This is a genomic window from uncultured Granulicatella sp. (genome assembly GCF_963515615.1).
Taxonomy (GTDB): Bacteria; Bacillota; Bacilli; order Lactobacillales; family Aerococcaceae; genus Granulicatella.
Genome location: NZ_CAUPZT010000021.1, coordinates 1 through 12,311, shown reverse-complemented (window position 1 = coordinate 12,311; position 12,311 = coordinate 1). Strand labels below are relative to the sequence as shown.

The following is a 12,311-nucleotide window of genomic DNA, read 5'->3' as shown; positions in this document are numbered from 1 at the left end:
CATACGATAACTTGCTTAATTTTGGGCTTAATCGTATAATGTATTTTGTATTTTATATAGTTAAAGGATGGTTTTGGATGAAATTTAATGAGGAAAGTCCTTTTTGGAGATTTGCTACGATGTTGGCAGATTTTATTTTGTTGAACTTTTTTGTGATTGTCATTAGTATTCCTATTGTTACGATCGGACCTGTTTTGGCGGCTTTGTTTTATACAATGATGAAGTTTTCCGAAAATGAAGATGGTTATTTAGTGAAAACTTTTTGGAATGAATTGAAACATTTATTCTTTGTACGTGTTGCTGTCTCTTTAATTTATACTTCAATCATTGCAGCTACGGTATATGTTATTCAATTTTGGTATAGTTTCCAAAATATTTTTGGCATGATGTTAGCGATTGTTTTCTTTTTATTTCTATGTATGACATTCACTGCAATGTTGATTTCTTTAGCAAGAACACAGTATTTTGGTACGATTAAGAGTTATATTCGTGATGGATATTTATTTATTTTTATTTCTTTAAAGGAAGCTGTTGCTATTTTTGCTATTCCAGTTATTCTTATCGGATTTAGTATTTTTCAAGAAACGGTCCTATATTTCATGGGAATTATTGGAATTTCGTTAATGGGTTATACATTAGCTCCATTATTTCATAAAATGTTTTCAAAAGTAGAAAAAAAGCATGAAGTTTAATCCTTCATGCTTTTTTGATTTATCCACGTGCTAAGTAAGTACGAATCTTCGTTGATAAGTATTCAATCACTAATACTAATACAATTAAGCCACATAGGATAGCCCCTACTTCGTGCCATTTATAGGCTGTCATCGCAAAGATTAATGGAGCACCGATACCACCGGCTCCAACCATTCCTAAAACAGTTGCATCTCTTAAGTTCATATCAAAACGATAAATAACTGTAGAAATGAATGCTGGAATTAATTGTGGCAAGATCCCAAAACGAATTTTTTGATAAAAATTACATCCACTAGCATCTAATGATTCCAAAATCTTGTAATCCAAGTCTTCAATAGCTTCGATATATAATTTTGAAATCATCCCAATCGATGCTACAGACATTGTTAGTAATCCTGTAAAAGCACCAGGTCCTGTTACACGAATAAACATTAACCCATAAATTAATGTTGGAACCGTACGAATTGCCATAATTGCTGTACGTCCAATCACTGCAACAGGTTTTGGAACGATATTAGTTGCTGAAATAAATGAAAATGGAATTGCTAAAATAGCACCCACTAATGTTCCTAGAAATGCAATCGAAATTGTTTCTAATAATAAATATGGAACACCTTTTGTTGTAAAGTTTAATAATAACGATGTTTCAGGAGTTACAATTCCTTGTAAAATACTTTGAGAAATTTGTAAACCATTTTCTGGAATTTTACTTAATTCAATCGTAGATCCTGACCACGCAAAAATAATAATAAATAAGAATAAAACACCTAATTGAACAATCCATGTACGAGGAGCTTTTTCATATTGTTTTAATACTGCTTCATTCATGTGTTTAACTCCCCTTCTATGTTAATTTCGTACGTAAGTAGTAACTTACTGATTCAATAATGACTACAGTAAAGAATAATGTCACTAAAATCATCCCTACATTACCATATTCACGCCAACCAAGGTTCTCATTTAAAATAATCCCGATACCACCGGCACCTACATATCCTAAAATAGATGCATAACGAACATTACCTTCAAAGCAATATAATGAACTTGCTAAGTAAGTTGGTAAAATTTGAGGAATAATCGCACTTGTAAAAGCTTGACCTTTTGTTGCTCCTAAAGCTTCAGCAGCTTCAAAAGCTCCCATATCTACTGTTTCAATTTGTTCATATAATTGTTTACCACAGTATGCAAAAGTATACGTTGCAATCGCAAATGTACCAGCCATTGTTCCTAATCCAAAGATATACGTTGCAATTAAGGCAGTTACAAGAGTTGGTAATGTACGTACCACACTTAAAAATAAACGACTTAAACTAATAATCCATTTACTTTTTACAATATTACTTGATGCAACAATTGCAAACGGAATAACTAAAATAGACCCTAATAATGATCCTAATAATGACATTTTAATCGTATCAATTAATGGTTGCCAAATATTACTTGAATATTCCCAAGTAGGTGGGAACATACGACCGATAATAACAAAGAATTGAACACCACGTTGTAAAATAGTGTGTAAATTAAAACCTGTTACTTTACCAGAATAGTACATAGCAATTAATAATCCAATGATAACAAAAATCGTTTTTGATTTTGGTTCTTTTACAGTTGTACCATTTTTTAAAGTAAATTCTTTTGAAGCGAAGAGTTTATTATCCTTCATGTAACTCCTCCGCCTTTCCTTTATAGATTAAATCTAATACTTCTTTCGTTACTTGACTACTTGGGCCATCGTAAACAATTTCACCATCACGAATACCGATAATACGATCTGCATATTCTAAAGCTAATTCTACATGGTGAATGTTTAATAAAATAGAAATATTTAATTCTTGATTAATTTTTCTAAAGTCTTCCATTACACGTTTAGCTGTAATTGGGTCTAATGCCGCAACTGGTTCATCTGCTAAAATAATTTCAGGATTTTGAGCTAATGTTCTTGCTAAAGCAACACGTTGTTGTTGTCCACCAGATAATTGGTCTGCACGAATAAATGCTTTATCAACAATCCCCACTTTATCTAAAGCTTCTAAAGCGTGTAATTTTTCTTCTTTTGTATAAATTCCAAATAATGAACGAACAAATGGAATATCTGGAACGATTGAAGTTAATACGTTTTTAATAACCGTTGTTCTTGTTACTAAATTAAATGATTGGAAAATCATCCCTACTTTATTTCTACGGAATTTACGAAGAGATTTTCCTTTTAATGAAGATACATTTGTACCATCAACGGTTAAAGTTCCTTCTGTAATTTCAATCATTCGGTTAATCGTACGAATTAATGTAGATTTACCAGCTCCTGATAAACCAATAATTGAAACAAATTCACCTTGTTCAATTTCTAAATTAATATTTTTTAACCCTTTAACACCATTTGGATAAGTTTTTGAAACATTTTCAAATTTAATCATAATATGTCCTCTTTCTCAAAAAAAGGGTCAGGATTTACTCCTAACCCTCATTTGATCATCATTTCTTGTCTTACTTAGCTGATTTTAATTTTTTTAGAACTTTTTGTGCTTCACGTTCTTTATCATAGTCAGCTGACTTAGCTTTCTTGTATCCTGAATGAGAGTAAATTTTAATGACTTCTTTACCTTCATCTGTACCAGCTAATTTAATCATCGCATTTGCGAAAGCTTCTTTAAACGCATCGTCTACAATTGGTGAAGATTTACTTACTGAAATTGTGTCATTATAAATATCTGGAGTTACACCAACAACATTTGTTTCTTTCCAAATTTCTTCAGAACGACCATACTCACTAGTCCATTTCTTAGCATAATCATTACGTAAGTCAGCATAACCAACCATAATATCAATTTGTCCAGAAGCTAAACGAGCTGCTGATGAAGCGTAAGAATCAGATTGAACAACATTTTGTAAATCTGAGATATTCTTACCGAATTTATCTTGTAGCCATAATGTAGGATAAATATATCCTGAAGATGAAGAAGTTCCTAAAACTCCCCAGTTTGCTGAATTTAAGTCTTCCCAAGAAATATCTTGTCCACTGTTTACTTTTTCAGCAATTGCTTTCCCTTTTTCTGTAGGTCCAGCAATAATTAACCCTTTATATGAAGTAACTTGTTCGCTAGAACGTTTTGATTCTTTACCATCGTTCCAATCTTTTGCATTAGAAGAATTTTTTTCTAATCCAGAACGTGTTGCTGTTAATAAAACATCGACTTCTTTATCGAATAATACATAAGTACCACCAGGAATGAAACCAACATCTGCTGTACCTGATGCTAAAGCTTCCCCTACTGCATCGAAGCTTGTACCAACATTGATATCAACATTGTTTACTGTATATCCTTCTGCTGCTAATTCTTTTTTCAATAATTCTTTCAATGGTTCAGTAGCTGTCACGATTGCTTCCGGATCACGTGAAGGTACAAAAGCTACTTTCAAAGTATCAATTGTTTTTGAGCCTTTTCCTTTAGATGAGCCTGTATCACTTGATTGACTAGAACAAGCTGCAAGTAAAGCTGCTGCTGATACTCCAAGTGCTAATTTTGACCAAAAAGATTTCTTCATAAAATATATCCCCCTAAGATATGTTTTCTACAAGATTGAAACTCTCAACCTCAATTACAATCATACAAAATACGAACGATAATTACAAGAGATTTGTATTAAAAAATACATTTTTTAACGAATTTTCATAAAATAAATTCATTTTCTAATCATGAAAACGTGTAAAACACGAACGTTATACTGATGAAAGCAGAAAAATCAAATAATTGCTAAATAATGAATCAAATAATTATTCGAAAACAATAATAATAACCGAACGTTTTTAATATTAACGTTCGGTTATTTTCGTTCTAATTTGAAAATCTATTTTGACCCTTTAGTTCTTCAGAATCTATTAAAAATACTGCAGATATAGTTGCAAGGTCGCCAGCAGCCTCGCTATGCGAGTCTCATGGCTAAACATCGAGCCTAGGTCTCGATGTTTCCCTGCAATACAAGTAGCTATTGCTACTTGTATTGCTTTTGCTGCTATTGAGTATTTTTAATAGATTCTGAATCTGTACGTAAAATATCTATTCTCTTATTTTGAGTCATAATAGCGATGCGTAAAATCGACACATTCTTTCATATCGAATAAATATACATTGCCTTCGTTGATTTTAATGTAATTAACAGTATACTGTTCCATAAAGTTTTTTTGAATTTCTAAGTAGTCGTCGTAAATATCCAATTCAATATTTTTAAACGAAATCCATTTCTCTCCGTCTTCTGTTAATATTTTACTTCTTTCATGAATGATTTCTCTATTCAACCGATGTTCAGCTAAATGGAGTGACGTATTTGTTTCGAAATCAGTTCCAATCATTAATATTTTAGCACCTATTGAATACATTCTTCTTAATGGTGATTCGTCTCCAAATGGGAAATCAAAGGAATCCTGTCCAATAATTTCACTAGCCTTCTTTCCAATCGCTGTAAAAGAATACATAGGATGATTACTACGAATAGAATCAGGCAAAATTCCAATCAATTGACTAAAAGCTCCCATCGCTTTACTATACGATAACTCCTTTGAATAGGCAGGCATAGCATCACGAATAACATCATGCCACTCTTCTGGCACTGGAGGATATTGCCAACTAGCAGGATCTGAAATTTCAACCGTTTGAGAAGGCACAACAATCGTTCCCTGTTCTCCAATAATTTCCGTTAAAGCCAAAAACAAAGCTTCCGCACCACCAACCACATACCCTAATGAAGACAAAGAAGCATGAACTAATAAAGTATCCCCACTTTTAATTCCTAACTGAGAAAACTTATGTATTAAAACCTCTTTCGTAATTGGCGTAAAATTTTTATCAATAGACTTTTGCATATAAGAATACAATAAACTCACTCCCCTCTTTTACGTACCCTAATTATATTTATTTTAACTGTTAGAATAGAAAAATCAATAGAATTCAGTATACATAGAAAATACACCATAGTAGCAAAAGCAATGAAAGTAGCAATAGCTACTTTCATTGCAGGGAAACTTTGAGACCTAGGCTCAAAGTTTAGCCATGAGACAGCTTTAGCTGGCTGCTGGCGACCTTGCTACTATATCAACAGTATTTTCTATGTACACGGAATTCTTACGAAAAAAACATCCCAAGATTACTCTAAGGATGTTACATTAATTCTTTAATTATTTTTCTGGGAAATATGAACGTAAGAATTTGTTAGCGAAATGAATATCCTCTAACCAGTTTTCTTGTCCAACATACCAGAATTCTCCAGTGAAACGACGAACACCAATCGATAAGAATGTGTCCACCATTTTCTTGAAATCAATTTGTCCAGTTCCAAAAGGAATTTCACGATAATGTCCAGGAATTGTTTCTTTTAAGTGAGCAGCTACAATGTGACCTTTCCCTAATTCAATATCTTCATAAACATTTTTCGCACCAGGTTCTAAAGAAGCATTTTTTAAATTTCCTGAATCTGGATAAACTTGTAAATAAGGAGAATCTACTAAGTTTACAAAACGCATTGATTTTTCCACTGTATTCATAAATGGAGTTTCCATTGTTTCGAATCCTAAAACGATTCCTTTTTGAGCTGCTAATAAAGTAGCTTTCTTCAAGTTATCGATAAAGAATTCTAATGTATCTGCATCGCCTTCTTCATAGTATACATCATAACCAGCTAACTGAATGACACGAATTCCTAAATCATCTGCTAATTCAATCGCTTTTTCCATGATTTCCATACTACGTTCACGTACGGATGCATCATGTGATCCAAATGGATATTTACGGTGTCCACTTAAACACATAGAACGAATTGAAACGCCAGTTTCGTACATTGTTTTAACAAGTTCAAGACGTTCTTCTTTCGTCCACTCTAAACGAGCTAATTTTTCATCAGTTTCATCCACACTCATTTCTAAAAAGTCGAATCCAGTTACTTTAACCGTTTCTAACTTTTCTTTGAATGATAATGTGTTTGGCATTGATTTTTCATATAGTCCTAATTCGTACATGCTTAACTCCTACCCTTGTCCATAGTATGCATTTGCACCATGTTTACGTAAATAGTGCTTGTCTAAAATTGTTTGAGACATTGGTTGTAAGTTTGGATTTAATACTAAGTTATGCCAAGCCATATTTGCAACTTGTTCTAAAACAGTAATGTTGTGAACAGCATCAAAAGCATCTTTCCCCCAAGCAAACGGGCCATGGTTAAATACTAATACACCAGGAATTGCATTAGGGTCTTTATCTTTAAATGTTTCAACGATCACTTTACCTGTTTCTAACTCATAAGCACCTTTAATTTCAGCATCAGTCATCGCACGAGTACATGGGATTGTTCCATAGAAGTAGTCCCCTTGTGTTGTACCAAATGCAGGAATTTCTTGCCCGTTTTGAGCCATTGTAGTTGCCCAAGTTGAGTGAGTATGAACTACCCCTTTAACATCTGGGAAATTACGATAAATTTCTAAGTGTGTATCTAAGTCAGAAGATGGTTTTAAAGCTCCTTCGATTTTATTTCCATCGATATCTACAATAACGATATCTTCTGCTTTCATTACATCATAATCTACCCCTGAAGGTTTAATAGCGATAACGCCAGCTTCACGGTCGTATTCTGAAACATTTCCCCAAGTGAATAATACTAAATTATGTTTTGGTAATAATAAATTTGCTTCAAGAACACGTTGTTTTAACGCTTCATATGCCATGATAAAAAAGTCTCCTTTTAAATTAAAGCTCTAAAGCTGCTGAAATTTTTTCAGTCATTTCTTTTTCTGATAATAAGTTTTGTAATCCAACAATTTTAGTGTTTGGTAAATCTAATCCGTCGAAGATTTCTAATAATGCTGAAGAAACAACTACCATGTCATAGCTTTTAGCTGATGATTTTGCTTCTGAAACTGCACAGTGATGTACTTCCAATGGAATATTTAATTTACGGAATACGTTTGTTAATTTCATTTTAATAATTTGGCTTGATCCCATTCCACTTCCACATGCTGCTAATACTTTCATTGATATCTCTCCTTTGGAATTTGATAACGGGTAAGTTTGTCTTACCCGTTACCTATTTTATAATAAAATTTTTCTGTTTTAAACTAATTAAGCTTGTTTATTTTCTAAATATGTTTCGTAATCTTCTGCGATTAAGAAATAATGTTCTTTGTTACGGCTATATTGTAATTGAGGAATTGCTAAAAGAATAACTAAAACAATACCTAAACCAATGTATTGGAAGTGTTGCATTAAGAATCCGAATCCTACCCATACTGTATCCCAGTCGAAGTTACCATGCCATCCACCGAATGCTGCTAAACCGAATGCTCCAGCTGCGATAGCACCACCAAGAACTTGGATAACACCTGATAAGAATGACATAATTGAAGCAGCACGTAAACCACCTTTGTGGTTAGCATATACCGCAAATGTTGCGTTGTCGAAGAATACAGGAACGAAACCTGTGATAATTAATACTGGTGATTTGAACACGATTAAGCCTAAAATTGCGATTACTTGTCCTAAAACACCGAATAAGAAACCAATTGTTACTGCGTTTGGAGAACCAAATCCATATACAGCAGCACAGTCAACGGCTGGCATAGAACCTGGTAATAATTTGTTAGAGATACCTTGGAATGCTTCTGATAACTCAGCAACGAATAAACGAACCCCTAATTGTAAGATTTGTACATATACTGTAAATGTTAAAGCAATTTGTAAAATGTAGAAGAAGAAGTTGTCGCCTTCTTTTAATGTAGCCATTTTGAATTTAGAAGCCATCACTACGATTTCTTGACCGTTTACGCCTACTAAGTAATCTTTACCTAATACTAATAAGATAGCTCCGAAGAATACTACCATTAAGATAGAAGTTGCTACGATTGATTCTTTAAAGATTGATAAGAATCCTGGTAATTCTAAATCTTCAATTTTCTTGTCGTTTTTACCAGAGAATTTGTGTGCAAATTTGTCTACTAACCAAACCCCAAACATTTGTTGGTGACCAATTGCGAATCCGCCACCTTCTGTTAATTCTTGAGTTGCTTCTACAGTTAAGTTAGCTGCTACTGCCCAATAAACCCCTAATACGATACCTAATAAAACAACAAATTGTAATTGTTGTACATTGTCACCTAAAGCTAATGCCATTAACCAAGTAGCTGTAGCTGATTGTTGTACCATGATATGACCAGTGATGAAAACAGTACGTACTTTAGTTAATTTACGGAAAATTACAAGTGCTAAGTTAGTTAAGAATGCTACTAAAAGTACTTGTACTGTTAAACCAGTTGCATGACCAGCTTGTTTTAAAGCTGCTTCTGCTGCTGCTTGACCAAAATATGGGTCAATAACTGCTGCTTGTAAACCGAAACGGTCACCTAATGCTGCTAATACTGGACGGAAGTTTGAAACTAATCCACCAGCCGCTACGTTTAAGATCATATAACCAACAACTGCTTTAATAAAACCAGCTAATGCGTCATACCATTTACGACCTAATAATAAGTAACCTACTAATACAATTAAACCTACAAAGTATTGTGGTTTAGTAAAAATGTTTGTATAGAAAAATTGCCAAAAACCAAATAAGAATTCCATATTATTCACCTATTCCTTGTAAAATATTTTCTAGATCTTCTTTTGAACGTGCATTAACAAAAGCATTGATGGTATTTTCATCTTCAACTAATGTTACAAGTTCTGATAAATTCCCTAAATGTTTTTCATTGTCAGTTGAAGCTAAAACAAAGAATAAACGAGGTTTATATTCAGAACTAGGTCCGAAGTCAACTGCCTCTTCAACGTTCATGAAGGCAACCGCTGTTTCGTTAACACCTTTTCCTTCTTGTGCATGTGGAATGCAAATTTCTGGTGCGATTACAATGTATGGACCAAATTCATGAACATTATTAATAATGTAACCTGAATAGTCAGCTGTAATAATGTTTTGGTCTAACAATGGTTGACACGCTGTGCGAATCGCATCTTCCCAAGAAGAAAAACCTTTTTGGAAACTAAAACGATTGTTTTGAATAATTTCTTTTAACACTGATAAAACTCCTTTTTGACGATTTTAGTTAAGAAATCGTATTCATCCATAGTTTAAGATTTGACCGTTACCGTAGTAACGGTCAATCGGATGTTGATATTATAAGAATGATGGGAATGGTACGTCGTTTTCTACTGAGAATACGTCGTCAAATCCACGGTAGAAGTTAAATTCTAATTTATCTTTATCTGTTGGATAAGTGTATTTACCACCTACTTGCCAAATGAATGGTTTGAATTTATATTCTAAGCGATCTTTTTTGAATTTCCAGATTTCTGTAATTTCTTTAGGATCTGCTTGGAAGTTAGCCCAGATATCATAGTGAACTGGAATAACAACTTTAGCGTTTAATGATTCAGCCATACGTAACATATCAACTGAAGTCACTTTATCTGTGATACCACGAGGGTTTTCACCGTATGCACCTAAGCACACATCGATTTCGTGTTCGTTACCATGTTTAGCAAACATGTTTGAGTAGTGAGAGTCACCAGCATGGTATAAGTTACCACCACTTGTTTTGAATAAGTAGTTAACTGCGATTTCGTCCATATCTTGAGGCATTTTACCTTTTAATACTTCGCCATCTTTAGCAGTTACTAAAGCTGTACGGTCAAATGCTTCTAAAGCTACGATTTCGATATCTTTAATTTTCACTGAGTCTCCTGGATGTACAACGATTGTACGTTCAGCTGGAACTCCCCAACCTAACCAAGTGTTTACTACTTCTTGTGGTCCAACGAATTTAGCTTCTGGACAGTTGTTAGCAACTGCTGCTGCTGTATTGATATCTAAATGGTCTGAGTGAATGTGAGTTACTACTAAAGCATCTACATTTTTCACTTCAAATGGATCGATAACAAATGGTTGTGTACGTAAGTTTGGTTGTAAGTTTTGGCAACCGCTCATACGTTGCATTTGGTGTCCAGTTTTCATTTTTCCGTTTCCGTGGCTACGTTTACCAGTTCCACACCATAAGTCACATAGGATGTTAGTGTTTTTTTCTGATTTTAACCAGATACCTGTACATCCTAACCACCACATAGCAAATGTTCCTGGTTTAACTTCCTCACGTTCGATTTCTTCGTTTAACCATGTACCCCATTCTGGGAATGTTGATAGAATCCATGATTCTTTTGTTACATCTTTAATGTTTGCCATTATTCTTTCTTTCCTTCCTTGAGATTAGCCCCAAATTCTTCTAATTTCTTCTTTAAATTCACGAGCTGATTGTGCAGGATTTTCTGTAGCATAAATTCCACGTCCAGCAATGAATGTATAAATATCGATACCTTCGAATACTTTCAATGTATCTTTTGTTAATCCACCAGTTGCAGAAACTTTAAATCCCATCTCAATTAAACGTTTGATTTTGTTCAAGTCACTTTCTGTCCAAGTTGCTCCAGCGAATAGAGCGTCACGACTTTGGTGATAGATGACTTGGTCGATACCAGCTTCACGCCATTGCTCTGCTTGTTCAAATGTCCAGTCACCATATAATTCTACTTGTAAAGTGCCAATTTCTTTTTGAGCAGCTTTCATTGTAGGGATGGTAGCACAGCAAATGACAGTCATCCAGTCGGCACCAGCATCTTTACAGTTTTTAGCAACTGTTGATCCAGCATCGGCACATTTTGTATCTGCAATGACAACTTTATCAGGGAATACATTACGTAAGCATTTAATTGCTTTGTCCCCTTCATTCAAGATTAAAATTGTACCAGCTTCGATAATGTCTACTTCATTACCAACAGCAAGTGCATCTTTTAACGCATCTTCGATACGTAAATGGTCTAATGCAACTTGTAAATTTGGAATTGCCATTTTGTCATTCTCCTTTTCTCTCTCAGGGCTTTTGCCACACAAAAATTTGAAACAATCATAAACTTTAAGACGTCTCTTAAATAATGATTATTTCATAACTACTAGTAATTATTCATGTAAATATTATAATATAAAACGTTTTCTACAACAATGTTTCTCAGTTAACTAATCTTTTATTAAGTTTTATGAACGTTTTCATTTTTATGATTTTTTTGATAAAATCCTTTATTTATAAGATTTCTTTAAGATTATTTGTAAAATATTTATCGAAAATCTTGCAAAATACAACTTTCTACTTCATACTGTTTGAGTAATCTATTTTTTAAGGAGTTTCATATGATTTATAAAGTTACGATATTTATTGTACGTATATTACTGATATTATTAAATGGGTTTTCAAAGGTAATGGGGCGTGAGAATTTGCCTGTAGATACGGGTTATGTGATTGTTGCTCCGCATCGTTCTTGGTTAGATCCTGTTCTAATAGCCATTGCGGTTTATCCGAAGTCTTTAGTGTTGATGGCAAAGCAAGAGTTATTTAAGCCTAAGCCATTTGGTTGGTTTATCCGTCAGTTAGGAGCGTTTCCTGTGAATCGTGAGAAGCCTGGTCCGAGTGCGATTAAGCATCCGGTTACTCAGATTAAGGAACATCAGAAAGCTCTAGTGATTTTCCCAACGGGTACTCGTTACTCTAATGAAATGAAAGGTGGGGCTGTAACAATTGCTCGTATGGCAAAAGCTCC

Annotated in this window: 14 protein-coding genes; 2 read left to right on the top strand and 12 right to left on the bottom strand. The window is 33.8% G+C overall.

What is annotated here, in order from left to right; genetic code table 11:
• The first annotated feature begins 77 nt into the window (after positions 1-77).
• Complete coding sequence (locus RYL55_RS04880) at positions 78-692, top strand: DUF624 domain-containing protein (protein WP_315007788.1); 615 nt, start codon at positions 78-80, stop codon at positions 690-692.
• A gap of 19 nt (positions 693-711) precedes the next feature.
• Here RYL55_RS04880 and phnE (RYL55_RS04875) read toward each other — a convergent pair whose 3' ends face one another.
• The 12 genes from phnE (RYL55_RS04875) to RYL55_RS04820 form a co-directional block, all read right to left on the bottom strand.
• Positions 712-1,521: a phosphonate ABC transporter, permease protein PhnE gene (phnE, locus tag RYL55_RS04875; protein WP_315007786.1), complete on the bottom strand. Its 810-nt coding sequence runs from the start codon at positions 1,519-1,521 to the stop codon at positions 712-714.
• Between the two features lie 16 nt (positions 1,522-1,537).
• Entirely contained in the window at positions 1,538-2,356 is an 819-nt protein-coding gene (phnE, locus tag RYL55_RS04870; RefSeq protein ID WP_315007784.1) for a phosphonate ABC transporter, permease protein PhnE, read from the bottom strand.
• Complete coding sequence (gene phnC, locus RYL55_RS04865) at positions 2,346-3,107, bottom strand: phosphonate ABC transporter ATP-binding protein (RefSeq protein ID WP_314111124.1); 762 nt, start codon at positions 3,105-3,107, stop codon at positions 2,346-2,348. The genes phnE (RYL55_RS04870) and phnC overlap by 11 nt, the downstream gene beginning before the upstream one ends.
• 70 nt (positions 3,108-3,177) lie before the next feature.
• Positions 3,178-4,236 carry a PhnD/SsuA/transferrin family substrate-binding protein gene (locus RYL55_RS04860; RefSeq protein WP_315007781.1) on the bottom strand — a complete coding sequence of 353 codons (1,059 nt, stop codon included), beginning with the start codon at positions 4,234-4,236 and terminating at the stop codon, positions 3,178-3,180.
• Positions 4,237-4,756: 520 nt separating this feature from the next.
• Positions 4,757-5,572, bottom strand: coding sequence for an AAC(3) family N-acetyltransferase (locus RYL55_RS04855; protein WP_315007779.1), 816 nt, complete (start codon positions 5,570-5,572; stop codon positions 4,757-4,759).
• Between the two features lie 291 nt (positions 5,573-5,863).
• Positions 5,864-6,700 (bottom strand): L-ribulose-5-phosphate 3-epimerase, encoded by an 837-nt coding sequence (locus tag RYL55_RS04850; protein ID WP_315007777.1) that lies wholly within the window; start codon positions 6,698-6,700, stop codon positions 5,864-5,866.
• 9 nt (positions 6,701-6,709) lie between these two features.
• The gene (locus RYL55_RS04845) at positions 6,710-7,402 is read right to left on the bottom strand and encodes an L-ribulose-5-phosphate 4-epimerase (RefSeq protein WP_314111131.1); all 693 of its coding nucleotides are present in this window, start codon (positions 7,400-7,402) and stop codon (positions 6,710-6,712) included.
• Positions 7,403-7,424: 22 nt separating this feature from the next.
• Positions 7,425-7,709, bottom strand: a complete 285-nt coding sequence (locus RYL55_RS04840) for a PTS sugar transporter subunit IIB (RefSeq protein ID WP_006702641.1) — start codon at positions 7,707-7,709, stop codon at positions 7,425-7,427.
• An 87-nt stretch (positions 7,710-7,796) separates the two neighbouring features.
• Positions 7,797-9,293 (bottom strand): PTS ascorbate transporter subunit IIC, encoded by a 1,497-nt coding sequence (locus tag RYL55_RS04835; protein WP_315007774.1) that lies wholly within the window; start codon positions 9,291-9,293, stop codon positions 7,797-7,799.
• Position 9,294: 1 nt separating this feature from the next.
• The gene (locus RYL55_RS04830; protein WP_315007772.1) at positions 9,295-9,744 is read right to left on the bottom strand and encodes a PTS sugar transporter subunit IIA; all 450 of its coding nucleotides are present in this window, start codon (positions 9,742-9,744) and stop codon (positions 9,295-9,297) included.
• Positions 9,745-9,843: 99 nt separating this feature from the next.
• On the bottom strand, positions 9,844-10,905 hold the full coding sequence (gene ulaG, locus RYL55_RS04825) for an L-ascorbate 6-phosphate lactonase (protein WP_006702638.1): 1,062 nt from the start codon (positions 10,903-10,905) through the stop codon (positions 9,844-9,846).
• A 24-nt stretch (positions 10,906-10,929) separates the two neighbouring features.
• A complete protein-coding gene (locus RYL55_RS04820) occupies positions 10,930-11,568 on the bottom strand; it encodes a 3-keto-L-gulonate-6-phosphate decarboxylase UlaD (protein WP_314077657.1) in 639 nt (212 codons plus the stop codon).
• 336 nt (positions 11,569-11,904) lie between these two features.
• On the opposite strand from RYL55_RS04820, the gene RYL55_RS04815 reads away from it, so the two are divergent.
• Positions 11,905-12,311: 1-acyl-sn-glycerol-3-phosphate acyltransferase (locus RYL55_RS04815; protein WP_315007770.1), on the top strand; the 407-nt coding region annotated here is incomplete at its 3' end.

Excerpts from the sequence above, each read along its gene's own strand:
- RYL55_RS04880 (WP_315007788.1), top strand. The coding sequence starts at position 78 with ATGAAATTTAATGAGGAAAGTCCTTTTTGGAGATTTGCTACGATGTTG.
- phnE (WP_315007786.1), bottom strand. The coding sequence starts at position 1,521 with ATGAATGAAGCAGTATTAAAACAATATGAAAAAGCTCCTCGTACATGG.
- phnE (WP_315007784.1), bottom strand. The coding sequence starts at position 2,356 with ATGAAGGATAATAAACTCTTCGCTTCAAAAGAATTTACTTTAAAAAAT.
- phnC (WP_314111124.1), bottom strand. The coding sequence starts at position 3,107 with ATGATTAAATTTGAAAATGTTTCAAAAACTTATCCAAATGGTGTTAAA.
- RYL55_RS04860 (WP_315007781.1), bottom strand. The coding sequence starts at position 4,236 with ATGAAGAAATCTTTTTGGTCAAAATTAGCACTTGGAGTATCAGCAGCA.
- RYL55_RS04850 (WP_315007777.1), bottom strand. The coding sequence starts at position 6,700 with ATGTACGAATTAGGACTATATGAAAAATCAATGCCAAACACATTATCA.
- RYL55_RS04845 (WP_314111131.1), bottom strand. The coding sequence starts at position 7,402 with ATGGCATATGAAGCGTTAAAACAACGTGTTCTTGAAGCAAATTTATTA.
- RYL55_RS04840 (WP_006702641.1), bottom strand. The coding sequence starts at position 7,709 with ATGAAAGTATTAGCAGCATGTGGAAGTGGAATGGGATCAAGCCAAATT.
- RYL55_RS04835 (WP_315007774.1), bottom strand. The coding sequence starts at position 9,293 with ATGGAATTCTTATTTGGTTTTTGGCAATTTTTCTATACAAACATTTTT.
- ulaG (WP_006702638.1), bottom strand. The coding sequence starts at position 10,905 with ATGGCAAACATTAAAGATGTAACAAAAGAATCATGGATTCTATCAACA.
- RYL55_RS04820 (WP_314077657.1), bottom strand. The coding sequence starts at position 11,568 with ATGGCAATTCCAAATTTACAAGTTGCATTAGACCATTTACGTATCGAA.